The 25,118-nt window shown below is 55.0% G+C and carries 14 protein-coding genes and 1 riboswitch; of the genes, 13 read left to right on the top strand and 1 reads right to left on the bottom strand.

The features are described from left to right. Positions 1-25 precede the first annotated feature (25 nt). Positions 26-89: riboswitch (Fluoride riboswitch) on the top strand. A 28-nt stretch (positions 90-117) separates the two neighbouring features. Next, the gene (locus FH603_RS19115) at positions 118-1,479 is read left to right on the top strand and encodes a voltage-gated chloride channel family protein (protein ID WP_186739298.1); all 1,362 of its coding nucleotides are present in this window, start codon (positions 118-120) and stop codon (positions 1,477-1,479) included. Between the two features lie 9 nt (positions 1,480-1,488). On the opposite strand, the gene FH603_RS19110 is transcribed toward FH603_RS19115, so the two are convergent. Next, on the bottom strand, positions 1,489-2,505 hold the full coding sequence (locus FH603_RS19110) for a GntR family transcriptional regulator (protein ID WP_186739297.1): 1,017 nt from the start codon (positions 2,503-2,505) through the stop codon (positions 1,489-1,491). A 130-nt stretch (positions 2,506-2,635) separates the two neighbouring features. Here FH603_RS19110 and FH603_RS19105 point away from each other — a divergent pair, with 130 nt between their 5' ends. From FH603_RS19105 to FH603_RS19050, 12 genes are all read left to right on the top strand, one after another. Continuing rightward, positions 2,636-4,795: a bifunctional aldolase/short-chain dehydrogenase gene (locus tag FH603_RS19105; protein ID WP_186739296.1), complete on the top strand. Its 2,160-nt coding sequence runs from the start codon at positions 2,636-2,638 to the stop codon at positions 4,793-4,795. Positions 4,796-5,134: 339 nt separating this feature from the next. Then, positions 5,135-7,495 carry a DUF1549 domain-containing protein gene (locus FH603_RS19100; RefSeq protein ID WP_186739295.1) on the top strand — a complete coding sequence of 787 codons (2,361 nt, stop codon included), beginning with the start codon at positions 5,135-5,137 and terminating at the stop codon, positions 7,493-7,495. Positions 7,496-7,648: 153 nt separating this feature from the next. Then, positions 7,649-9,085, top strand: coding sequence for a DUF1501 domain-containing protein (locus tag FH603_RS19095; protein WP_186739294.1), 1,437 nt, complete (start codon positions 7,649-7,651; stop codon positions 9,083-9,085). Positions 9,086-9,516: 431 nt separating this feature from the next. Then, positions 9,517-12,750 carry a SusC/RagA family TonB-linked outer membrane protein gene (locus FH603_RS19090; protein WP_186739293.1) on the top strand — a complete coding sequence of 1,078 codons (3,234 nt, stop codon included), beginning with the start codon at positions 9,517-9,519 and terminating at the stop codon, positions 12,748-12,750. Positions 12,751-12,848: 98 nt separating this feature from the next. After that, positions 12,849-14,366 carry a RagB/SusD family nutrient uptake outer membrane protein gene (locus FH603_RS19085; RefSeq protein WP_186739312.1) on the top strand — a complete coding sequence of 506 codons (1,518 nt, stop codon included), beginning with the start codon at positions 12,849-12,851 and terminating at the stop codon, positions 14,364-14,366. A gap of 307 nt (positions 14,367-14,673) precedes the next feature. Further along, positions 14,674-17,382 (top strand): c-type cytochrome, encoded by a 2,709-nt coding sequence (locus FH603_RS19080; protein WP_186739292.1) that lies wholly within the window; start codon positions 14,674-14,676, stop codon positions 17,380-17,382. A gap of 78 nt (positions 17,383-17,460) precedes the next feature. Further along, entirely contained in the window at positions 17,461-18,192 is a 732-nt protein-coding gene (locus FH603_RS19075) for a 3-keto-disaccharide hydrolase (protein WP_235985465.1), read from the top strand. A 221-nt stretch (positions 18,193-18,413) separates the two neighbouring features. Continuing rightward, positions 18,414-19,475, top strand: a complete 1,062-nt coding sequence (locus FH603_RS19070; RefSeq protein WP_186739290.1) for an aldose 1-epimerase family protein — start codon at positions 18,414-18,416, stop codon at positions 19,473-19,475. A gap of 21 nt (positions 19,476-19,496) precedes the next feature. Beyond that, positions 19,497-20,720, top strand: coding sequence for a class I mannose-6-phosphate isomerase (locus FH603_RS19065; RefSeq protein ID WP_186739289.1), 1,224 nt, complete (start codon positions 19,497-19,499; stop codon positions 20,718-20,720). Between the two features lie 378 nt (positions 20,721-21,098). After that, on the top strand, positions 21,099-22,130 hold the full coding sequence (locus FH603_RS19060; RefSeq protein ID WP_186739288.1) for a sugar phosphate isomerase/epimerase family protein: 1,032 nt from the start codon (positions 21,099-21,101) through the stop codon (positions 22,128-22,130). 33 nt (positions 22,131-22,163) lie between these two features. Continuing rightward, positions 22,164-23,345 carry a Gfo/Idh/MocA family protein gene (locus FH603_RS19055; protein ID WP_186739287.1) on the top strand — a complete coding sequence of 394 codons (1,182 nt, stop codon included), beginning with the start codon at positions 22,164-22,166 and terminating at the stop codon, positions 23,343-23,345. Positions 23,346-23,572: 227 nt separating this feature from the next. Then, positions 23,573-25,096, top strand: a complete 1,524-nt coding sequence (locus FH603_RS19050) for a sugar ABC transporter ATP-binding protein (protein WP_186739286.1) — start codon at positions 23,573-23,575, stop codon at positions 25,094-25,096. Positions 25,097-25,118: the final 22 nt, after the last annotated feature.

Here is a 25,118-nt window from a genome sequence, read left to right as displayed (position 1 = left end):
TGCGGGTCCTTTCGTAATTTTGGGGCATACTACTGGAAATGGTGTCTTCCCGGAACCGCCCCGTTGGGGCTGATGGCGCCTGTACACTACAACCCATTCTTTGTAGCCGCAGGCCCTATGCTTACTCCACGCTCCCCATTGCTCCGTACCAATCGCCTGACACCGCTCATCCGCCGTCTGCCTGTTTTCTTTTTCCTGGTCAAGTGGGTGCTGCTGTCCAGCCTGATCGCTATCGCTGTCGGATCGGCATCGGCTTTCTTCCTCGTTGCGCTGGACTGGGCAACCAACTGGCGGGAGAGTCATCGCTGGATCATTGCGCTGCTGCCGCTGGGCGGATTGCTGATCGGTTTACTGTATCACTACGCGGGTAAGTCGGTAGAAGCGGGGAATAACCTGCTGCTCGACACCATTCACCGGCCAGCGGCCATCATTCCGTTTCGCATGGCTCCGCTGGTGTTGCTGGGCACCATTGGTACCCACTTGTTTGGCGGGTCAGCCGGGCGGGAGGGGACAGCCCTGCAAATGGGCGGGTCCATCGCCGATCAGCTGACCCGCCTGTTCCGGCTTCGGCCCCGCGACCGGCGTCTGGTGATCATTGCGGGCATTAGCGCCGGCTTTGGGTCGGTATTTGGTACGCCACTGGCCGGGGCCATCTTCGGCCTGGAGGTATTTTTGATTGGCCGGTTGTCGTACGAAGCCCTCCTGCCCTCCTGTCTGGCGGCCATCGGAGCCGATTATGTGACGCGGTGGTGGCAGGTAGGCCACACGCAGTATCACATCGAGACTGTGCCAGCCCTTACGCTAACGTATGCCTTATACGCACTGGTTGCTGGGGCGATTTTTGGCGGTTGTGCCGTTCTGTTTGGCGAGACGACTCATGCCATTGGCCGGTTCTTCAAAACACGGGTAGCTTTTGCGCCCCTGCGTCCGCTGATTGGGGGTACTTTGGTGGCTGCAGCCGTGTGGGGCTTGGGCACTACCCGGTATATTGGCCTCGGTGTGCCCGTGATCGTATCGGCTTTCGAACAGCCGCTGGCCCCGTATGATTTTGCGCTCAAACTGCTGTTTACGGCCCTTACCCTGGGGGCTGGTTATAAAGGCGGTGAGGTGACGCCCCTGTTTTTTATTGGCGCCACGCTGGGCAACGCGCTGTCTTACTGGATACCGCTACCAACAGCATTACTGGCAGGAATGGGATTTGTGGCCGTATTTGCCGGGGCAGCCAACACCCCGCTGGCCTGCATCGTGATGGCGATGGAATTGTTCGGTGTCGCCTGCGGGCCCTATGTGGCACTGGCCTGTGTAACGGCTTACCTGTGTTCGGGCCATCGGGGCATCTACGGCTCTCAACGAATCGGTCAGTCGAAAATTCCGTTCTGGAATCGCCAGCAAGGACGCCAACTCACCCGACTGCAGACGACCGCCCGGCCGGTTGAGGCCCCCGGCACACCGGCCGATGACGGAAAACCAACGGCGTAGCGGACGCACTCAAAGCGACTTTCGTACGACCAGCTGGAACGGATTCTCTACGTGTTCGACACTACCATTCAGCACCAGTTGGGCAGCCGTGCGACCCATCTGCGCGAAATCGGTCGACAGTACCGTGATACCTTCCAGCAGAAACTCCTTCAGGGGGGTTTCATTATAGGATAATATACCCACTTCCTGTCCGACGACATAGGTCGTCATCTTGATCTTCTTGATCAGTTCTACCAGGTCCTCTTCCATCAGGTTGATATACGCGTGCTGCGGTTGTATCACTTCCTGCTCAATGTCCTGGATAACCCGGGCGGTGAAGTTATATTCAAAGCAGAACTTATAAAAGCCTTTCAGAATGGCTCTCGGGTGGTAGGTATACGAGGGAAACAGGATGCCGATCGTCGTGTATTTCTGTAAAAGGGGTAAGGCATCGGTCAAAGCCTGGTAAAGATCTTTCTCGAAGTTCTGAAAGACGGCCGCATACGTTCCCGATATACCTTCCAGCATCTTATCGAGGATCACCAGTTTATGTTTGGGCAGGCTGTTGATCAGTTCGTCGGCCTTTTCGCCCCCCTCGAAGAAATGGCCGATGATTACATAGTGCGTATGGTTGCGTGCCTGCCGTTGAATCAGGTCCCGGAAAAGTCGGAAGTCGTTGTTGTAAATGAAAAAATCGATGGCCACCCCCGGCCCCAGAACTTCGACAAACGAGTCGTAAATGATTTTTTTGTGAGCGCTGAGTTTGTTGAAGAGCAGACATATTTTCAGGTTTTTGCCGGTGCGGGTATAGTTGATATAAAATCCCTTTCCTTTCACGGCTTCGATAATTTCCTTCTCTTTGAGCAGTTCATAGGCCCGCTCAACGGTGCCCTTGGCTACGTCAAATTCTGCGCATACTTCGTGAATCGATGGCAGCTTGGCGCCCGGCAAAATATCCCGGTTTTCGATGCCCTCCACGATCGAGTTATAAATCTGCTGGTATTTGGGCGTATTCGAATAGTCATTGATCTTAATAGTATACAGCATGGGTTATTGGATTGATGCAAAAATTTAAGGGAAATGGTCAAAAAATAGGACAGTATAGGAAAGATGGAACGGTAGGGTTAGCTAGTTTCACCCTGAATCAGGTAAAGACCATTAGCTAACAATACTAATTATGGAGTTCCCCGATACCTCAACCAGGCCCCTAAACCCTACGTCGTTCAGGCATGTCAGCTACCTTTGGGATGATGCCAGAGCCGATCAGTTTAACCAGCTTCCTGAGCCCGACCGCGAAGTGGCTCTGCTCATCTACCGTTCCAACCTGCTGGGTGCCGACCTGCGGCTGACCAACTACGGGGGCGGCAACACCTCCTGCAAGGCTCTGGCCAACGACCCGCTAACGGGACAGCCTACCGAGGTTATGTGGATCAAAGGGTCGGGGGGCGACATTGGCACACTAACCCGCAGTGGGCTGGCGGCCCTGTATATGAACCGGCTGCACAGTCTCAAACAGGTGTATCGGGGACTCGAATTCGAAGACGAGATGGTTGAGCTTTTTAACTACAGCATCTTCGATTTAAAGTCCAAAGCGCCGTCTATTGACACACCCCTTCACGGCTTTTTGCCCTACCGGCATATCGATCACCTGCACCCCGATGCGGCCATCGCTATTGCAGCCGCCAAAGATGGGAAACGCATTACGCAGGAACTGTTTGACGGTCAGATCGGCTGGGTCGGCTGGCAGCGGCCCGGCTTCGATCTGGGGCTAAAACTGGAGCAATGCATTACGGAGAACCCTAACCTGCGCGGGATCATGCTGGGCTCGCATGGCCTGTTTACCTGGGGCGATACGGCCTATGAAAGCTACGTGAACACGCTCGATGTGGTGGAACGCTGCGCCGGGTATCTTGACGAAAGCTACGGAAAAACGAGACCGATATTTGGTGGGATACAACGGATGGTCGAACCACCGGAAAACCGACGCATTCAGGCTGCTCAGATCATGCCCATTCTGCGGGGATTATGTTCCGGCGAACAACGCATGATTGGCCACTTCACCGACGACGAGCGGGTGCTTGAATTTATCAATTCAAAAGATATGCCCAGGCTGGCCCCAATGGGTACGTCATGCCCCGATCACTTCCTGCGCACCAAGATCAGTCCCCTGGTTCTCGATTTGCCGTCCGATATCGATGTTTTGCAGGAAAATCAGGTGAAACATCTTGTCGAGCCGCTTTTCGAGGCCTACCGGGCCATGTACCAGCAATATTACGATACCTGCAAACACCCGGACTCGCCTGCCATCCGCGACAAAAATCCGGTCGTGATTCTGTGGCCGGGGGTTGGTATGTTCACGTTTGCGAAGGACAAGCAGACGGCGCGGGTGGCGGCTGAGTTCTACATCAACGCCATCAACGTGATGAAGGGAGCCGAAGCTATATCGGAATATACCTCGCTGCCCCGCCAGGAGGCTTTCAATATCGAGTACTGGCTGCTCGAAGAAGCCAAACTGCAACGGATGCCCAAGCCCAAACCCCTGTCGGGTAAGATTGCCCTTATCACGGGTAGCGCGGGGGGGATTGGCAAGGCGATCGCGAAAAAATTTGCCCAGGAAGGGGCCTGCGTGGTGCTGAACGACATCAACCCCGAGCGGCTCGATGGGGCAAAAGAGGAGTTCGTCGGGCTGTTTGGCAAAGACGCAGTGGCCACGACTCTGCTGAACGTAACGGATTTTGGTAGTATCGAAGCCGCGCTTGATGAAGCCTCTCTGGCCTTCGGGGGCGTCGACATAATTGTCAACAACGCGGGTATAAGCATCTCGAAACCCATCGCCGAGCACTCCATCGAGGAGTGGGACCGGCTGTACGATATTCTTGTGAAGGGCCAGTTCATGGTGACCAAAGCAGCTGTCGCTGTCATGCGGCAGCAGGCGCTGGGTGGCGACATTATCAACATCGTCTCCAAAAACGCGCTGGTGGCCGGACCCAATAACGCGGGCTACGGCTCGGCCAAGGCGGCCCAGCTGCACCTGAGCCGACTCAATGCGGCCGAACTGGGTGGCGATCATATCCGGGTGAACACGGTCAACCCGGATGCGGTGATTTCGGACTCCAACATCTGGGCGGGCGGCTGGGCCGAGGGCCGCGCTAAGGCTTATGGCGTCACGGTGGCTGAGCTACCGGCTTATTATGCCAAACGTACGTTGCTGAACGAGGTCATCCTGCCCGACGATATTGCCAATGCCTGTTTCGCTTTTGTGGGTGGATTGCTCAGCAAATCGACGGGCAACGTCCTGAACGTGGATGGTGGTGTAGCGATGGCATTCGTGCGTTGAAACCGTTAAAACGGTTAATAAAACCATGTTTTGTGCCGTCGTGTCCCACCGATGAATCGGTGGGTTGGCAAAATGAACCGGTTTGCCCCAACCCACCGATTCATCGGTGAGACATGATAGCCGGTGGGACACGACGACGGTCGGTACAAAACAATTGGTACGACGACCCGTAAAACCTTGCGTATGCATGACTGGATAGACGATGGGGCCCAGTCAGTAGAATAAGAACCAATACTGATTATAAGATAATTACTGCGTTCTGACGACGCGTTGTTCTTCCAGAGCGGTTCTAATTGTTCCGGAAGGGAAACGGGTTGTTCATATACTGGCTCTAATGGAATGAGTGTACTGACCGAATCATTTTGGCTCTGGCAATTTCTGGGCCGGTTGCATCCGCTAATCGTTCATTTTCCGGTTAGTCTGCTTTGCATTGCGCTGCTGCTCGAAGCCATCGGCTGGTTGCGAAAATCCAGTGAGTGGCAGGCGGGTGTCCGGGCTATGGTCTGGATTGGGACGATCAGTTCGGTGGTGGCGGCTTCGCTGGGATTGCTTCTCGTCAATCAGGACGACTATGGCGGCAACACCGTAACCATCCACCAGTGGGCGGGGCTCGCTACCACGGTATTGGCGATGCTGACCGCACTGGCCTTACGTAGCGGCTGGACGAGTGTCTACCGGAGTCTGCTGTTCGTAACCGTCGTGGGCGTTAGTCTGGCGGGGCACTATGGGGCCATGCTCACCCACGGTGACGATTACCTGACCAGTGTGCTGCCTTCCGGTACTGAGTTGGTCAGCCCCGTGGCCAGCAATGAGAAATTTACTTTCGCCACTATGGCCGGACAGTCGCTCAGCGATAAGCAGGTTAGCGAACTGAACCTGGAAGTGCGGTCTATCCTGGCCCATAACTGCTATAGCTGCCACGGAGCCAGTAAAACCAAAGGGAAGTTACGGCTGGACAAGAAAGAGTTTATCCTGAAAGGCGGGGAGGAGGGGGTTGTTCTGGTGGCCGGGCATCCCGAAAAGAGCGAAATGATCCGGCGTATCAAACTCCCGGCCGGGCATGACGATGCGATGCCCACCAAAGGCAAGCGTCTGACGGATCATGATATAGCCCTGCTCGAATTCTGGATCAAACAGGGGGCTCCCTGGCCGAGTGGTGCCGAGAAAAGTATCTATCGGGTGGCGGCTCTGGAACCCCGCCTGCCCGCCCTGCCCAACGCGCCTGCGGGGATCACCAATCCCGTCGACCGCTTCGTGAATGTGTATTTCCGGCAGCATAACATTGCCTGGAAAAATGGTGTCGACGACCGCACCTATATGCGCCGGGTGTATCTGGATGTGACTGGGCTCTTGCCATCGCCGGAACAGCTCAACGCCTTTATGACCGACGCCCGGCCCGATAAACGGGAAGCGCTGGTGAACGAGTTACTGAGCCGAAATGCCGACTATGCCCAGCACTGGCTCACGTTCTGGAACGACGCGCTCCGCAATGATTATACCGGTACGGGCTATATTACGGGTGGTCGTTTCGATATCACGAACTGGCTGTATGCCTCGCTCAAAAGCAACAAGCCCTATAACCAGTTCGTCCGGGAGCTGGTGAGCCCTACGAACGAGTCAGCCGGGTTTATCAGGGGCATCAAATGGCGGGGTACTATCAATTCGAGCCAGCGGACCGAGATGCAGGCGGCCCAAAACGTGTCGCAGGTGCTGCTGGGGCTGAATTTAAAGTGCGCGTCCTGCCATGACAGCTTCATCAGCGACTGGAAGCTGGCCGATGCCTACGCCTTTGCCAATATATTTGCCGACACGACACTGGAAATCAATCGCTGCGACAAACCAACCGGTAAACGAGCCGATACACGGATCATTTTCGAAAAGCTGGGGACGATCGATGGGAAAGCGGCCACCGACGAGCGGCTCCGCGAACTGGCCAATTTCCTGGTACAGCCTAAAGATGGTCGGCTTTACCGCACCGTCGTGAACCGTATCTGGGCGCAGGTTATGGGGCGGGGGCTCATCGAGCCCGTCGATATGATGGATAACGACCCCTGGAGTCAGGACCTGCTGGATTGGCTGGCGTCGGATTTCGTCACCAGCGGCCATGATATCAAGAAGCTACTGTTTACAATTCTCACCTCCAAAACCTACCAGTTGCCTTCGGTTGGGTTGAAAGAGGCTGACCTTATTATGTCGCCCGATTTTGTGTTTCAAGGTATGGTACGCCGTCGGCTCACGGCCGAGCAGTTTACCGATGCCGTTAGTCTGGCGTTTAGCCCGGTCTATGCCGATTCGTCGATCGTGGAAAAGCAGTTTCCGAAACAAGTGAAAAAGGAAATGCCATTCCCCCGGGCGTCGTTGGTGAAGAATGATCCGTTCCTGACCGCACTGGGTCGCCCCAACCGCGAAACGGTCAGCACCAGCCGATCGTCGCAGGCGAACCTGCTACAGGCGCTCGAACTGACCAACGGCATACAGTTCAACGAGGCTTTGAAACGCGGAGCGCAGCACTGGAAAGCGACCTACCCAACGTCGGATGGGCTGGTGACGAACGTATACTGGAAGGCCCTGGGCCGGGCACCCAAGCCCAACGAGCTGGCTATCGCCCGGAAGATCGTTGGTAAAACGCCCACCACCGAAGGCATCCAGGACCTGGTTTGGGCGATAAGTCTACACCCGGAGTTTCAATTGATCTATTAAGGTATGCCCTCACCCCCGGCCCCTCCCGCAACGGCGGACCGCCCTTGGGGAGAGGGGTGAAAACCATCCGGTGTGCGCTCCCCTCTCCCTTGGGCGGTCCGCCGTTGCGGGAGGGGCCGGGGGTAAGGGGAAAGCAACCATCAACCTACTACCATGAAACCAAACTGGAACAGGCGGGAATTTCTGCAAAAAACAAGTGCGGCTACGATGGCGGCACTGGCGGCTGGGGCCCCGGTATCGAGCCTGTTGTCGGGTTGTAGCCGAGCCCAAAAGCCCGGACAGACAAGCGGCACCGCCGATACGGTGATTCTGCTGTGGATGGCGGGCGGTATGGCCCATACAGAAACCTTCGATCCCAAACGCTACACGCCTTATGAGAAAGGGATGGAAGGAAATCGGGTGTTGAGTACGTTCAAATCCGTTCCCACTGTTCTGGATGGCATTCATTTCTCAGATGGGCTCCAGTCCATTGGCAAGGTCATGGACAAGGGGACGCTGATCCGGTCGTATGTGGCTGCCGATATGGGACATATTCTGCACTCTCGCCATCAGTACCACTGGCATACCTGTTACGAACCCCCTCAAACGGTGGCCGCTCCGCACCTCGGATCGTGGATTGCCAAAGAACTGGGACCCAGGAACCCGGTGATTCCGGCCTTCGTCGACATTGGACAGCGGTTTACGGTAGGCGAAGCCGAAGAACTCAAGGCCTTTCATACGGCCGGTTTTCTGGGAAATGAATTCGGCCCGTTTTTTATTCCTGACCCCAGTCAGGGGCTGGACAGCGTCCGTCCGCCGGTCGGGATGGACGCCAGGCGGTTCGAGCGCCGAAATCAGCTATACAACGATCTGATCAGCAGCGGGCCGATGGGTGAATTTGGCAGCGATTACCAGAAAGAGTCGCTCAAACGGTCGATGGAGCAGGCCTATATGTTGCTTAACTCCCCCGAAGCGAAAGCCTTCGATCTGAGTAAAGAACCAAAAGCTAGCTACGACATCTACAACACGGGTAAGTTTGGTCTGGGCTGCTTGCTGGCCCGCCGACTGACCGAGCAGGGTGCCCGCTTTATCAGCGTCACGACGGAGTATGAACCGTTTAAGGGATGGGATACGCACGAAAACGGGCATACGCGGCTGGAAGATATGAAAAAACAGATCGATGGCCCGATTGCGCAGCTCATCAAAGACCTCGATAAAACGGGGCATCTGGATCGAACGATCGTTATTCTGGCCAGTGAGTTCAGCCGGGATATGATGGTAGAAGGAAGGCCCGGTGCCAAAGTGCAGGAGCAGGTTCAGCAACCGGAGATCCTTTCTGACCTGAAGTTCTACGGCATGCACCGCCACTTTACCGACGGCTGCTCTGTACTCATGTTTGGAGGTGGTATCAAAAAAGGATTTGTGTATGGCCGTACGGCTGATGAGCGTCCCTGTAAAACCATCGAAAATCCGATCCGTATCGAGGGCATTCACCAAACGATTTACCACGCCCTGGGCATTGCACCGGATACGCACTACGACGTGGAGAAGCGCCCCTTTTACTCCACACCCGACGGGCTGGGAAAACCGGTTATGGACCTGCTGGTGTGAAAAGGCCGGGCGGCTGAGGCCCGAAAACGTTCATGCTAAAGGGTGGAGGGATGCGCCTGGTCAGGATCTACAGCCAGCCAACTGCCTCAGCCGGGTGGTAGCAGAAAGCTAAGTCCAGTTTCATTTTGTTACCGGATTCGCCAGAGCCGCCGTAAGTCTATCAAACCGTAACGAAGTCAGTAAAAAGATACCTTACTGGCATTCGGGCCTGGGGAATGTCCGCTTACTGTTTGTCGATGAGGTGTTTAGCAGGTATTGGGCCTAACAGCTCTCGTTCGATAGCCCGGAAAATCCATTATAAATAGTCGAATAATAATAAAGTTGGGTAAGTATAGGAAAGTGATCGATTACAATCTGGCAATATTTGGGTATTAAGTTGTCCCTTTTGGGGACGGTTAAGCCATCTAAACCCTAATCGATTCCGAAACTATATGAAGAAGCTCTGCCAATTATTAGTTCTGGGTACTGTAGCAGGCTGTTTTCCGAGCTTTGCTCAGGATACCAGGACCGCTCCACTTCATGGGAGCTTATCTGCGAATGGCCAGCTGCTGGCTGTTCATGGTCAAAAGCTGAGGTTACCTTCTATTATTGCTCAGCCTGCCGATATTGCCATAACGGGTAAAGTGCTCGACGAACGTGGTACCGGATTGCCGGGAGTAAGCGTCGTTGTGAAAGGGACCACCCAGGGGGCTACCACCGATGGCGAAGGTAGTTTCCGGATTTCGGTACCCAGTGCCAATTCGGTTCTCGTATTCAGCTTTGTCGGGTACCTGCGTCAGGAAGTGACGGTTGGTTCGCAAACAGCCCTGAACGTAACGCTGGCCCCCGACGATCAGACGCTTAACGAAGTTGTGGTTGTCGGGTACGGCAGCCAGTTGAAAAAAGAGATAACCGGAGCGGTGCAGACGGTGAGTGCGCAGGAAATAAAAGACCTGCCTGTTTCCCAGATAGGGCAGAAGTTGCAGGGTCGTCTGGCGGGTGTGCAGATCAACCAGGCTACCGGCAAACCGGGTCAGGGTATCAGCATCCGTATCCGGGGGCAGGTATCGGTCACGGCGGGTAGTGATCCGCTTTACGTAATCGATGGCTTTCCGATAACGGGGAACATTGCTCAGCTTAACCCCGATGAGATCGAAGATATTTCGATTTTGAAAGATGCCGCTTCGACCTCCCTCTACGGGTCGCGGGCCGCTAACGGGGTTGTGCTGATCACGACCAAAAAAGGAAAGCCCGGTCAGACAAACATCAGTTTCAGCGCGTTTGCCGGTATTCAGCAGGTGCCCATGCGCGGTCGGGTGAAAATGCTGGACGCCGTTCAGTTTGCCCAGTTCAAGAAGGAATACTACGAAGACCAGTTGCAGCCCGTGCCGGTTGAGTTTCAGAACCCATCTCAGTACGAAGGGAAAAACAACGATTGGTATGATGCCGTGCTGCGGGAAGCACCTATCCAGAGCTATAATCTGAGTATTTCCAATAACACCGCCAAGTCCAATACGTCGTTGGTAGCCGGTATCTTCAATCAGGATGGGGTCGTGCTGAATAACAAGTACAAGCGGTACTCACTGCGGATGAACTCGAACTATAATCTATCGGATCGGGTAACGGTTGGCTTTAACCTGGCTCCGTCGTACGTGTACGACAATACGCCCCGTACCGATGGCGACCGTGGAACCGGTATTCTCTTCAACGCCCTGCATACCTGGCCGGTTATGCCTATTTATGATGCCACGGGTCAGCTGACCAAATTCAATACCTTTCCCGGCAGCACTGGCAATATCTTTCAGTATCCCAACTGGGTGCGGGCGGCCAGCGAGCTGACCAATGAGACCAAGAATACAAATCTGCTGGCGAATGCGTATGTGCAATACCGCCCGATTGCGGGGTTAAATCTCCGGTCGACGATGAACGTCGAATATGTGAATTCCAAATTCTTCTACTTCAACCCGTCGACTGCTACGAGCGCTATCAACGTGCCGATTCCGACTACGGCCTCTTCGATACGCCAAAATCTGGAAAACGTATCCTGGCTGAACGAAAATTTAGCAACATATACAAGGAGTTTTAACGATCATAACTTCGAGTTGCTGGCTGGTTTTACTAATCAATGGTACCGCCAGGAATTTAGTCGTATCGGTACCAACACGTACTCAGATGATAGGTTGCCTACCATTCAAGGTGCGCTTAACATAGATCGCGCTGGTAACCCATCTGCTACAAGGAATGATATCAACCAGTGGACGCTAACGTCCTACCTGTCTCGCCTGACCTATAATTACAAAGGCAAGTACCTGTTCACGGCAGCCGTTCGGACGGATGGTTCGTCTCGCTTCGGTGCCAACAACCAGTATGGTACGTTCCCCTCGGCTTCGGTGGGCTGGGTACTCACGGATGAGAACTTCCTGAAACCCATACAGGCTGTTTCGTTTGCCAAAGTTCGGGCCAGCTATGGCATAATCGGTAATAACAACATCGGTAACTACACGTCCTACGCGCTGGTCAATAACACAACCAATGCGGTTTTTGGCAGTACGGTCGCTACGGGCTCTGTTGTTACGTCGCTGGCTAACCCCAATCTGGGTTGGGAAACGACCCGGCAGTTCGACATGGGACTCGACCTGGGCCTGTTCAACGACCGGATCCAGTTCATCTACGATTTCTATACGAAACGGACGACGAATCTGCTCTACGCCGTACAGATACCGCAGGAGTCGGGCTTCACGAACTTCAACGACAACATCGGTGAGATCAAGTTCTGGGGCCATGAGTTCTCGCTGACGACTAAAAACGCAATAGGAAAGCTGAAATGGACAACCAACGCCAATATCTCCTTCAACCGCAATCAGGTTGTCGCGCTGGCACCAGGTATCGACCGGGTATATGGCGGTACAGGTTTCCACATCACGCAGGTTGGTCAGCCCTTCGGTCAATTTTACGGGTTGGTGAAAGAGGGCTACTATCAAACGGCCGAAGAACTCAGAACCTCACCCATTATTCCCGGGCGTTCGGCCATTGGTACTATTAAGTTCAAAGACATAAACGGCGATGGTATTATCACAAATGGGGGCGATGCCGACGACCGGGCCATTATTGGAAGCCCGTTCCCGAAATTTATCTACGGCATTACCAATGACCTGAAATACGGCAACTTCGATTTCTCCATCACGGGTTCCGGCTCTTACGGTAATCAACTCTGGGTACGCCACTTATACAGTACGGCAAACCTGGACGCGGTATTCAACATGGTTGAAGGGGTAAAAGATCGGTTCCGCGTTCAGAATACAGTGGTCAATGGTGTCGGTGTGGCATCGACGATCATAACCCCGGGAAATGGTCAGTTTGGGGCAACCAACAACGGCGGTAACTACACGGGTATCGAGCGCGACTGGCACAGTACGCAGTTCCTGGCGAACGCGTCGTTCTTTACCATTAAAAACATAACCCTGGGCTATAACATAGGAGCGGTCAATAAGCTCTTCAAATCGGCCCGCGTTTATGCGTCGGCGCAGCAGGTCTATATATTCACGAAATACACGGGTGGCCCGAATCCGGAGACCAGCGGAAATGGAGCCGGCGACGGCCCCGGCGACAATTTGAGCCAGGGTGTCGATTTCTCGAATTACCCCGTTCCGCGTACGTTCACCCTCGGCGTCAACCTGAACTTCTAATTCATCGTCATCTGCCGGTTATCGGTTGTCATCCGATGATCACTAGCCTGAATGGCAACGGTAACCGGCAAATGACCTACAAACTCATTCTGATCTATATGAAACGTAAATACATAGCAACCTTTCTTCTGGGCCTTGCCCTGACCGGTTGCAGCAAAGATTTTCTGACTGTAATTCCTGAAACAGCGCTGAGTTCGGCAACGTTTTTCAAGAGCGAGGCCGACTTCCAGCAGGCTGTCAACGGGGCGTATGTACCCTTCCGGCAGATGTATAACGAGCGGGCGTGGGTGCTGGAAGAAATGCACTCCGACAATACCTATTATGCCCGTAATACGCTCTATGGGGCAGTTGACCCAACCGAGAACGTGGCTGATTTTGCCGTTCCGACGGCTAATGGCGTTACGGCAAACGATAACGTGCTGGTACAGTACCGGTTAAATTATGTGATCATCGCACGGGCCAATCAGATTTTGTCGCTTATCGACGGCACCGGAATAACGTTCAGTTCGGAGGCATTGAAAAATAATCTGAAAGGACAGGCGCTGTTCCTGAGAGCTTTTGCCTACTTCGACCTGGTGCGGTTGTTTGGTAAAGTACCGCTGCATCTGATACCTATTACGGGTCGGGAAGATGCGGCCCTGCCGCTGTCGACGACCGAGGAGATCTACGCCCAGATCGAGAAAGATGCCCTGGCGGCCAGCACAGCTTTACCCAATAGAGCGACCCAGGAGTTGGGTCGGGCTACGTCGGGAGCCGCCAAAACCCTGCTGGCGAACCTGTATGTCACCCAGAAAAAATGGGCGCAGGCCGAAGTGCAACTGAAATCGGTTGTAACCAACGATGGCTATATGCTGATGCCTGATTACAACGATGCGTTTTCGTTTACCAGCACGAATAAAAATAACAGGGAGTCTATTTTTGAGATCCAGTACATGGAGGGCTCGGCCGGGTATAACGGCAACCAGATTTACCGGTTCCTGCCTTCTCCGATTACGGCCCTTGAGATAGCGCCTATTACCGGCACGTCGAACCCGCAGCCTACGTCTCAGGAGAGCAACAACATCCCGACGCCGGACCTCATTGCGGCCTATGAAGCGGGTGATAAACGGAAAGATATTTCCATTGGGTACGTGACGCTGAGCGGGAGTCTGCGGGCCGACAAAAAATATCCGTATATCAAAAAATACGCCCGGGTCCACTCACTGAATCAAAATACAGGTCAAAACTGGCCGGTGTACCGCTACGCCGAAGTGCTGCTGTTTTTGGCGGAGTCGTTGAATGAGCAGGGCAAAGCGGGTGAGGCTGCGCCTTATCTCAATCGGGTACGGGAACGCGCGGGTCTGGCTGCGACAACGGCATCGTCTCAGGCCACCATGCGGGAGGCTATCTTCAAAGAACGGCGCGTTGAACTGGCCTTTGAAAACAAACGCTGGTTCGATCTGACCCGGACGGGCCGGGTGAAGGAGATTATTGGTGCCTATGGGGCAAAGGTAAAAGCCAATCCGGCCGCGTATTATTTCCCTGCCGGAGCGGTTCCGCCACCCAATGCCTTTACCGTTTTGGATGATTATTATGGTCTGCCTGCTGTTGAGGCTGCCTTAACGCCTAATTTCTAATTTTTCGATGCGTCCAGAGCGGGAGTGAACGGCTATTGGTATTCACCCAATGGACTTGTTCACTCCCCCTGTATTAGCGGGCAGTTTGGGTGTTGACAATAGGGTCTGCCCGGTTTGTTTCTGTTTTTCCCGATACTCACTATGAGAAACCCGTATCAATTTGCTTTCCCGGATATACATCCACCAAACGACCGGGCGACCTCGACAATGCCGCCTGCATCGGAGAATGGCCTGTTTTCGGGCCTGATTCGTTGCCAATCGGCTTTTAATTCAAGCGTATTCAGTAAACCATTTATCGTAAGTAACTATGTTTTCTACAGTCAACGTGGCTAAACTTGGACTGGCGCTCTCGGCACTCGCCCTGATCGGCACTTCCTGGGTGGGTATGCAGGGAGTTGATACGGGACAGCCGAAAGCTGACGATCCCAAAGTCGATAAGCTGAAATTACTTCCCGGTTTCAAAGCAGAACATTTGTACAGTCCCTCCGATGAAAAGCAGGGTTCCTGGGTAGCTATGGCCTTCGATGATAAAGGGCGTATGATCACATCCGATCAGTACGGGTTTCTGTATCGGTTGGAGTTGCCGCCCGTTGGTTCGGGCACGCAAAAGCCTAAAGTGGAGAAGTTGAAAGTAGGTATTGTTCAGCCGGGCGATACAACCGTGGGTATGGGCTACGCGCAGGGCTTGTTATATGCGTTCAACAGCTTGTACGTGATGGTCAATAACCGGGTGAACAAAAATTTCAATAAACCAACCGGATTATACCGCCTTCAGGATACCAATGGCGACGATCAGTTTGAAACGATCACCTTGCTGAAAGAGCTGAAAGGGCAGGAAGGCGAACATGGGCCGCATAGCATGAAGCTTTCGCCCGATGGGAAGTCTATATACCTTGTGGCCGGAAACCATGTGGATGTGCCGCAAATGGATGCATACCGCCTTCCCTCGAACTGGAAAGAAGACAACCTGTTCCCGCAGATAAAAGATCCGCGTGGTCATGCCAATGATCGCATGGCCCCCGGTGGCTGGATAGCCAAAATTGACCCGGAAGGAAAGCGGTGGGAACTCATGGGAGCGGGTTTCCGAAATGCCTTTGATATTGCCTTCAATGAAGCGGGCGATATGTTTGCCTATGATTCCGATATGGAGTGGGATTTTGGCCTCCCCTGGTACCGGCCTACCCGTATTTGCCACGTAACGAGTGGTGCTGAATTTGGCTGGCGCACCGGTAATGGCAAGTGGTTGCCCGGTAGCCCGGATAATTTGCCCCCCCTGTTGAATATCGGCCAGGGATCGCCAACGAACCTGATGTACGGAGACAAGGCCCGTTTCCCGGAGCGCTATCGGCAGTCGCTGTTTGCCTTTGACTGGAGCTTTGGCATCATCTACTCGATTCGTCTGAAACCCAAAGGCTCAACCTATGAAGGGGAGCGGGAAGAGTTTATTTCAGGTTCACCACTGCCATTGACCGATGGTATGTTTGGTCCTGATGGCGCCATGTATTTCCTGGCGGGTGGCCGTCGCCTGGAGTCGGATCTGTACCGGATTACGTACACCGGTACAGAATCAGTAACGCCGGTTGCCAAAGCACCTGTGCTGACGAAAGAGCATCAGCTGAGAACGCAGCTGGAGCAGTATCACCAGGGAGCCAATCCGGCTGCGCTGGCTGCCGCCTGGCCTAACCTGAACCACCCCGACCGGTTTGTACGGTATGCTGCCCGCATTGCCGTTGAACACCAGCCCGTAGCCCAGTGGCAGGACCGTGTGTTTGCCGAAGCCGATCCGCAACGCCTGACCCAGGCCGCCATTGCGCTGGCCCGTCAGGGAACCCCGGCTCAGAAAAGTCAGCTGCTCAACGCGCTCGTGAAAATCAACTACGACAAGCTGCCTGAGTCGCAGCAGTTCGACCTGTGCCGGGCTTTTGAGCTAATTTTCCTGCGAATGGGTATGCCTGAAGGAGCCGACAAAGAGAAAGTCGTTGCGTTCCTGAACCCCCATTATCCGGCTAAAACGGCGCTGATGAACCGGGGCCTCAGCCGGGTTCTCGTCGCGATCGAAGCGCCGGGTGTCGTGAGTAAAACGCTGGCCCTGATGGATATCAAAGAGGAGGCTGGCAGCAAAGACCTGGGCCTCGAAACCTCAACCGCTTCGTCAGACCTGATTCTGCGCAACCCGCAGTATGGACTGGATATTGCAAAAATGCTCGAAAAAGTGCCACCGCTGCAGCAGACCTTCTACGCCGTGATGCTGAGCCGCGAGGATACGGGCTGGACACCGGAACTACGGGATAAGTACTTCAGCTGGTTTGCTAATGCATTCAAGTACCAGGGTGGCCGCAGTTACGTTGGTTTTATCGATAAGGCCCGCAAGCTGGCGCTGGCTCACGTGCCGAAAGAGCAGGTGGCCCGCTACGATAAGCTCTCCGGTGGCGAGTTGCTGTCCAAGTCAGGTAATGATCTGGCCACGGATTTCGCTCCCAAAGGGCCGGGCCGACGCTGGGAGATGGCAGCCGCGCTGGCCGCTGTCGACAGCGGAATGGCTGGTCGCAACTACGACACGGGTAAGAAAATCTACGCAGCCGTGTTGTGCGCCCGTTGCCACTCCATGCGGGGCGAAGGGGGCGATATTGGTCCCGACCTGACCCAGCTGGGTACGCGCTTCTCCAACAAAGACATGCTGGAAGCGATCATCATGCCCAACAAGACGGTCTCCGACCAGTATGCGTCGACCATCTTCACCCTCAAAAATGGTCAGTCAGTATTGGGCCGGTTGATCAACGAAGACAAGCTTAGCTACTCGATTTCGCAGAACCCGTTTGCGGCCGATCAGTTGCGGAAGATTCCGAAGAAAGATGTGGTTTCGAAGAAAAACTCCACCGAGTCCATCATGTTGCCAGGTCTGATAAACAGCCTGAACCCCGATGAACTGAAAGACCTGATTGCGTACCTGAAAGCGGGCGGCAATCAGGAAAACGAGGTATACAAAGCCAATGCCGGCGGATCGAAAGGCAAATAATCAGGCGTAACCCAACTAGACATGATTGGTAAAACAGTTTCAACGTTTGTTTCGGTGGGATTAACACTGGCGGTCGTAATGACCGCCAGTGTCACCACGTCCTGCGTAGCGCAGAAGAACAAAGCGAACAAAGATGGCTTCGTCCAGATATTCGACGGAAAGACCCTGACCGGGTGGGACGGTGACCCTACCTATTGGCGGGTCGAGAACGGGAGTCTGGTAGGTGAGATTACGCCCGCCACGCTGCTGAAAACAAACTCGTTCATTATCTGGAAAGGGGGCGAACCAGCTGACTTTGAGTTCAAAGGTGAGTTCTCTATTACGGAATCGGGCAACTCCGGCATCAACTACCGCAGTGACCAGCTGACCGATGTGCCCTTTGCCCTGCGTGGCTACCAGGCCGATATCGACGGGAAAAACCGCTATACCGGACAGAACTACGAAGAACGGAAACGGACCACCCTGGCCTACCGGGGGCAGAAAACGACAATCCCCGCCTATTCGGGCGACGCCACGCCGGAAGCGGTCCGGGCCAATGTGAAAAATAATGCCTGGTCGGGCCTGACGGTGACCGGTTCATTGGGTAGCTCCGACTCGTTGAAGACTTTCATCAAAAGCGAGAACTGGAATACATTCCACCTCATCGTGAAAGGCAACCACTTGCAGCACTTCATTAACGGCGTGTTGATGAGTGACGTCACCGATAACGACACGGTGAATGGGAAGGCAAAAGGGATGCTGGGTGTACAGGTACACGTGGGGCCACCCATGAAAGTGCAGTACCGCAACCTGATGCTGAAACAGTTGTAGGAGTTAAATTTTTCAACGGGGTATCCAATGGCTACCAGGGACTTTGTCCGGCTTTTGGTCGAATCGGTCCCGGTAGCCCGACAGAAGTTATAAAACCACTACCAGGGGCTCTGCCCACTGGCAGGGTTGCCGCCCGCCCTGCCAGTGGGCAGAGCCCCTGGTAGTGGCCTTTGTTTTTTTGTCTCGTACCAATGTAACTAACCAATAACCACTAACGAATCTTGACGCAACAACCCTGGATAGATAAAGTATCAAATTCAGCTCAGATTGGCGGTATCGAAACCGCTGTATTGGACAACGGGCCGGGCCGGGGCACGCGTATTGCCTGGATCAACACGGGAACGGGTCTGCGCTTTAAGGTGGTCATCGACCGCGCTATGGACATTGCCGACGCCTTTTACAACCAGCATAGCCTGGCCTGGCTGAGCCATTCCGGTATTACCCCGCCCCAGGCTTTTCCGGATCAGGGCGTCAACTGGCTCCGAACCTTCAACGGTGGATTACTGACCACCTGCGGCCTCACTCACGTAGGCGGACCCGAACAGGATGCCTATGGCGAACGGGGGCTGCATGGGCTGATCGGAAATATCCCCGCCGAGATCGAATCGATCATCCAGCCTGACCCGGCAACGGGAAATCTGGAGATGAGCATTACCGGCCGGATGCGGGAAACGACCGTGTTTGGGCCCAGCCTGGAACTGAAACGAACCATTTCGGCCACACTCGGCCAGCCCACGATCCGGATTCATGACGAGGTCGTTAACCGGGCCAACACCCCGGCTCCCCACATGCTTCTGTATCATTTTAATTTTGGCTGGCCGCTGGTCGATGAAGGCACCCAACTCATCTGGCAGGGCGGCTGGCAAGCGCGGGAAGGTGGTATGAATGGCGATATCTTCCGCGAAGGCTATGATTTTAAAACTTGTCCGGCCCCATTGGAACAGCACAGCGGTACGGGCGAAGCGGTGGCTTTCATCGACGCATCGCCCGATCAAAGCGGGCAATGTTCGGCGGGCCTGTACAACGCCCGGCTTGGCCTGGCGGTGGCACTCCGGTTTCAGAAAGAGCAGCTGCCCTGGCTAACCAACTGGCAGCACTGGGGCAGGGGCGAGTACGTGACCGGTATCGAGCCGGGAACCCACCCGCCCATTGGTCAGGCCAAAGCCCGCGAACAGCAGACGCTTATCATGCTGCAACCGGGCGAGCGCCGGACCTACGACGTAGCACTCGACGTGTTGACGACCGACGAACCCATCAACCAATTCTTGACCTTTTCAGCGTAAACTCTTTAATTCTAACTCTTCATGGAAACAACCTCAATGGTAAGTCTGGCCGAAAAAGCACTGGAACAGGGGCGTGGAATCCTGCGGCTGGCACCCACCTGGGTACCCCGGTCGTTCTGCGTACCGGGCCGCCGGATCAAACTCCACCCCGACGATTACTACGTGCTGGGCGGGGTGCGCGGGGGTATCGATGAGCGATGGCTGTCATCGACCACGCCCGCCAAAAACGGTCCGTTGACCGGCGAAAACGAAGGACTGAGCGCCGTCGTCTTCAACGAGGGCGACAGCGAGACACAGTTTTTGCTCAAGGATGCGGTCGACGAATTACGTGGCGCGCTGATTGGCGATCGTTTGTGGGACGAGTACCAGAGCTGGCCTATGTATTCGAAGTTCTTCGACAACATGGGGCCCTTGCCCCACCACCTCCACCACAACGACGAGCAGGCAGCGCTCATCGGGCAATTGGGTAAACCAGAGGCTTATTATTTCCCGCCACAACTCAACAACCACGGGGGCGACTTCCCCTATACGTTCATTGGTATAGCCCCCGGCACGACGAAGGAGCAAATCCGCGAGTGCCTGGTCAACTTCACCAAGGGCGATAACAAAATCACCAACTACTCGTCGGCCTACCGGCTGGAACCCGGCACCGGTTGGGATGTGCCGCCTGGTCTGCTCCACGCGCCGGGCAGTCTCTGCACCTACGAGCCGCAAAAAGCATCCGACGTGTTTGCCATGTACCAGTCGCTGGTCAATGAAGCGATCATTCCCGAGGAACTCCTCTGGAATGGTACGCCGAAGGATCGGATGGGCGATTTCGACCAGCTCCTCGAAGCGATCGACTGGGACCTGAATGTCGACCCGCAGATGATGGCAAACCGGTTCATGGCCCCCAAACCCGTGAAAGACCTGGCCGAAATGCAGGCCGATGGCTACGTCGAGAACTGGGTCTGCTACAAATCCGAAGCCTTCAGCGCCAAGGAGCTAACCATCCAGCCCGGTGTTACGGTCACCATCAAAGACAGTGCGGCCTACGGGCTCATTGTCATGCAGGGCCACGGTAAACTGGGCGTGTGGGACATTGAAACACCGGCCCTGATCCGGTACGGCCAACTGACGAACGACGAATTCTTCGTGAGCGAGAAAGCGGCCCTGGAAGGCGTTACCATCGTCAATCCCTCGACCACCGACCCGATCGTGATGCTGAAACACTTTGGTCCGAACAACCCTGATTTAGTACTTTAACGTATTGTTACACTGGGATTCGCAGCGATAAATCTAACCTAACTAATGGATAGGTTTCCAGCTAAGTATTTGAAGTTCAATTTGTTATGTTTTTTTGTCATCCTGCGTTTTTGTCATGGCACCGGCCACCCGGCCCGACGCAAGGAGGGATCTTCGGTAAGTTGGAGCACTTCGTCTTGTCCGAAGATCCCTCCTTTGGTCGGGCCGGGTGGCCGGTGCCATGACAAAAACGCAGGATGACAAAAACGCGGAGCGACAAAAAAGCGGGATGGCAAAAAACGCGCCTAGTTTACTTTTGAAATCATCCATAGTTCGCGTTTAATTTATCTCTCCGCGTATCTCTGTGTAACAATTCTAAAACATCTTAAACCAACCCTCATGAACGAAAATAACTATCCAAAACTTCACAATGCCATGTGGCCGGGTGTGGTGGGAAAAGGCCCTGACTCCGAACCCGTCGTAGGCTTCGACACCATGCTGGAAATGACAGCCGGGGCGGAGGTCGACGGGGTAAAATTCGATGGTGTCGATCTGGCGCTGTTCGAGCATATCGATGTCAATATATCGGATGACGAGATAAAAAAGTTGGCTGACAAGGTTGGTGGCTATAACCTGAAAATCGGCTCGCTGGTAGCCCCTATCTGGGGCGGCCCAGCTATGGGTAGTAAAGAGGAGCGGGCCAGTTTTGTTGAGATGGTTCGTAAATCCTGCCATATCGGACAGAAACTGACCGAACTCGGCATTCGGCCCAGTGGTGTGGTTCGGATCGACTCGGCCAGTAGTCCCCACGACTGGGATGCTGATCCGACAGGTAACAGCAAATTGATTGCCCAGACCTTCCAGGAAGCCTGCGACGTAGCGGCCGACTTCGGTGAGAAGCTGGCGGCTGAAGGCGAAATCTGCTGGGGCGGTATGCACAGCTGGAAAACCATGCTTGAAACGCTGGAAGCTGTCGACCGGCCAAACATGGGTTTTCAGGCCGACATGGCGCATACGTTGCTCTACACCATGGGCTACAACCGCGAACAGGACCGTATCCTGCCCGCCGACTATGACTGGAGTGACCGGAAAACGCTGGAAGATGCCCTCGTAACCTTAACCAACGCCTTACGTCCCTGGACGATCGATTTCCACGTGGCCCAGAACGACGGGACCGTTTTCGGATCGGGATCGCACGACAAGACCGGTCGCCACTGCCAGGCGCTGGACCCCAACGGGAAGCTGGACGTCGTTCACGATGCTGGTTACTGGCTTCGCGACGAAAACGGGGTGCTCACCAAAGCATTCCGGCACATTTGCTGGGATGGCTGCATGTTCCCCAACAGTGTCATGACCAGTCAGCAGACTTGGAATGATATCCTGGCTACGATGATAAAAGTCCGTCAGCAGCACGGCTGGTACGAAGCCTGATCCATACGTTCACTCCAAAAAAGAAACCCGACCATGGCAACAAAAAAAGAGGTACGGATTGGTCTGATCGGAACCGGTCTGATGGGCCGCATCCACTCCAATGGCTATAACCAGGTTCCGCATTTCTTCCCGGAACTGGAATACACACCGGTATTGAAAGCAGTTTGCTCGCGCGATGCCGAAAAGGTAAAAGCGTTTGCGGAACAGTGGGGCTACGAATCATTCGAGACCGACTGGCGCGCTATCATCGCCCGCGACGACATTGATGCTGTCGACATCTGTACGCCCAACGACACCCACGCGGTCATTGCCATTGCGGCTGCCGAAGCAGGTAAAATGATCCTGTGCGAGAAACCCCTCGCCCGCACCGTAGCGGAGGGTAAGGAAATGGTGGAGGCCATCGAGAAAGCGGGCGTTGCCAATACCGTCTGGTACAATTACCGCCGGGTACCCGCCGTTACGCTGGCCAAGCAGATCGTTGATTCGGGGAAACTCGGTAAGATATTTCACTACCGCGCCAACTTCCTCCAGGACTGGACCATCAGCGCCGATCTGCCGCAGGGCGGTACTGCGCTCTGGCGGCTGGACGCCGACGCGGCCGGGTCGGGTGTGACGGGCGATCTGCTGGCCCACTGCATTGACACGGCCATGTGGCTGAATGGCAGCATCACCGACGTATCGGCCATGACCGAGACGTTTATCAAAGAGCGTGTTCACCAGCTGACGGGGAAGGTACAGAAAGTGGGTATCGATGATGCCTGTTTGTTCCACTGCCATTTCGGTAATGGCTCGCTGGGGCTGTTCGAAGCCACCCGCTACGCCCGGGGTCATAAGGCGTTGTACACCTTCGAGATCAACGGCGAACATGCGTCTATTCGGTGGGACCTGCACGATATGAACCGCCTGGAGTACTTCGACCATGCCGACGATTCGGTGGTGCGGGGCTGGCGGTCTATCCACATCTCCGATGGCGATCAGCCGTACATGAACCGGTGGTGGATTCCGGGGACGAGCATTGGCTATGAGCACACGTTTACGCACCAGGTCGCCGACTTTATGAAGAGCCTGGAGACAGGCGAGCCCTGTTCGCCAACGTTCCAGGACGCCCTGGAGACCCAAAAAGTCTGTGAGGCCGTGCTGGAATCGGCCGCTACCCGGAGCTGGAAAGAAACCGGCGTCGAATCGTTCGCCGGTTTCAAAACAGAGCTGGTGTAGTTGATAGAAGCTATCAGAACGTTTTCGATTTGAGTATAGCGCCGTAGGGGTGATATGTCTATCAAGCATGTCGCAGCTACGGCGCTTACCTGTATCCTGGCCGGGCTGAATATGCGGGTTTATCCTGCACTACCACAGACGGAAGAAAAAAGATTATTCTCGCCCGGACGTGGCCGTCCAGGATACACCAGCCCGTCCAGCCCGGCCAGGATACAGTCAAACGCTTTATGACTTCGGATACTATTCTTCAGGTGCGTGGTCTTACCAAAACCTTTTCGGGGGTGAAGGCGCTCGATGATGTTCAGCTCACGATCCGGAAAGGAGAGGTACATGCGCTCATGGGCGAAAACGGGGCCGGTAAGTCGACTCTGATGAAAATCCTGATCGGCCTGCTAACCCCCGATTCGGGCGAGATTCTGTTCGAAGGCAACGACCTGACGACCGGTAATGTCGGCGACGTGCTGAAGCGCGGTATTTCCATGATCCATCAGGAGATGCTGATGATTCCCGAGCTGACCGTTGCCCAGAACATTTTTCTCGGACGGGAACGGAGTGGGGGGTTGCTACGCTGGCTGGACGACCGTCGGCTCACCGAAAAAGCGGGTGCGCTGCTGGAACAGATGGGCGTTGCCATACGCCCCGACATGCCGGTGAAATACCTCAGCGTGGCCCAGATGCAGATGGTCGAGATCGCCAGAGCCATTTCGAACAATGCCAGCGTCATCATCATGGACGAGCCCACCTCGGCGCTGGCCGATGCTGAAGTGGCTACCCTGTTCCGGATCATTGGGGAACTGACCCGGCAGGGCGTGGCCATCATTTACATCTCCCATAAGATGGACGAGATTTTCACCATTGCCGATACCGTAACCGTGCTGAGAGATGGCAAATACATCGCCACCAGACCAGCCGCCGAACTCGACATCGATACGCTGATTGCCCTGATGGTAGGCCGGAAACTCGACAGCCTGTTCCCGGTACCGGACGGTGTACCCGCCGGTGAGGTCATGCTGTCGGTCGACGGACTCGGCCGGCGCGGGGTGTTTGCCGATATAAGCTTCGAGGTTCGCGCGGGGGAGGTGCTGGGCATTGCCGGACTGATGGGGGCGGGGCGCACCGAAATTGCCCGTGCCATTTTCGGACTCGACCGTATCAGCCAGGGTGAGATTCGGATCAGGGGTAAGCGGGTGGTCATCCATTCACCGCAGGATGCCATTGGCCACGGCATCGGCTATGTCAGCGAAGACCGGAAAGGGTGGGGGTTCATCCCCGGTATGTCGGTCCGGGAAAACCTGACGCTGGCGAGTTTGCGGAAGTGGTCCAGCGGGCCATTCATTCGGGATAAGCAGGAACGGGACGTAGCTACCGCCATGATGGGGGAGCTGAACGTGAAAGCCACCGGGCCCGACCAGCTGGTTACCTACCTCAGCGGGGGAAACCAGCAGAAGGTTGTGATCGGGAACCGGCTGCTGGCGCAACCCGCTATTCTCATCCTCGACGAACCCACGCGGGGCATCGATATCGGGGCGAAGGCGGAGATCTACCGGTTGATACACCAGTGGCAACAGCGGGGCGTCGCCATCATCATGATCTCCTCCGAACTGCCCGAAATACTGGGCATGAGCGATCGGATTATGGTGCTGGCGCAGGGGAAACAAACGACGATGCTATCCCGGCACGAGGCATCGCAGGAAACGATCATGCGGTATGCCATGCACAGAGACCGGGATACGGGGCCGACTGGCGAGTAAAAGAGATGCGCGCAACACTTAG

Source organism: Spirosoma utsteinense (assembly GCF_014282275.1).
GTDB lineage: Bacteria > Bacteroidota > Bacteroidia > Cytophagales > Spirosomataceae > Spirosoma > Spirosoma utsteinense.
Note: the sequence above shows the minus strand (reverse complement) of the source record. Positions and strands in the feature narration are given on the sequence as shown.

Coding starts and splice junctions, on each gene's coding strand:
- FH603_RS19115 (WP_186739298.1), top strand. CDS start 118: ATGCTTACTCCACGCTCCCCATTGCTCCGTACCAATCGCCTGACACCG.
- FH603_RS19110 (WP_186739297.1), bottom strand. CDS start 2,505: ATGCTGTATACTATTAAGATCAATGACTATTCGAATACGCCCAAATAC.
- FH603_RS19105 (WP_186739296.1), top strand. CDS start 2,636: ATGGAGTTCCCCGATACCTCAACCAGGCCCCTAAACCCTACGTCGTTC.
- FH603_RS19100 (WP_186739295.1), top strand. CDS start 5,135: ATGAGTGTACTGACCGAATCATTTTGGCTCTGGCAATTTCTGGGCCGG.
- FH603_RS19095 (WP_186739294.1), top strand. CDS start 7,649: ATGAAACCAAACTGGAACAGGCGGGAATTTCTGCAAAAAACAAGTGCG.
- FH603_RS19090 (WP_186739293.1), top strand. CDS start 9,517: ATGAAGAAGCTCTGCCAATTATTAGTTCTGGGTACTGTAGCAGGCTGT.
- FH603_RS19085 (WP_186739312.1), top strand. CDS start 12,849: ATGAAACGTAAATACATAGCAACCTTTCTTCTGGGCCTTGCCCTGACC.
- FH603_RS19080 (WP_186739292.1), top strand. CDS start 14,674: ATGTTTTCTACAGTCAACGTGGCTAAACTTGGACTGGCGCTCTCGGCA.
- FH603_RS19075 (WP_235985465.1), top strand. CDS start 17,461: ATGACCGCCAGTGTCACCACGTCCTGCGTAGCGCAGAAGAACAAAGCG.
- FH603_RS19065 (WP_186739289.1), top strand. CDS start 19,497: ATGGAAACAACCTCAATGGTAAGTCTGGCCGAAAAAGCACTGGAACAG.
- FH603_RS19060 (WP_186739288.1), top strand. CDS start 21,099: ATGAACGAAAATAACTATCCAAAACTTCACAATGCCATGTGGCCGGGT.
- FH603_RS19055 (WP_186739287.1), top strand. CDS start 22,164: ATGGCAACAAAAAAAGAGGTACGGATTGGTCTGATCGGAACCGGTCTG.
- FH603_RS19050 (WP_186739286.1), top strand. CDS start 23,573: ATGACTTCGGATACTATTCTTCAGGTGCGTGGTCTTACCAAAACCTTT.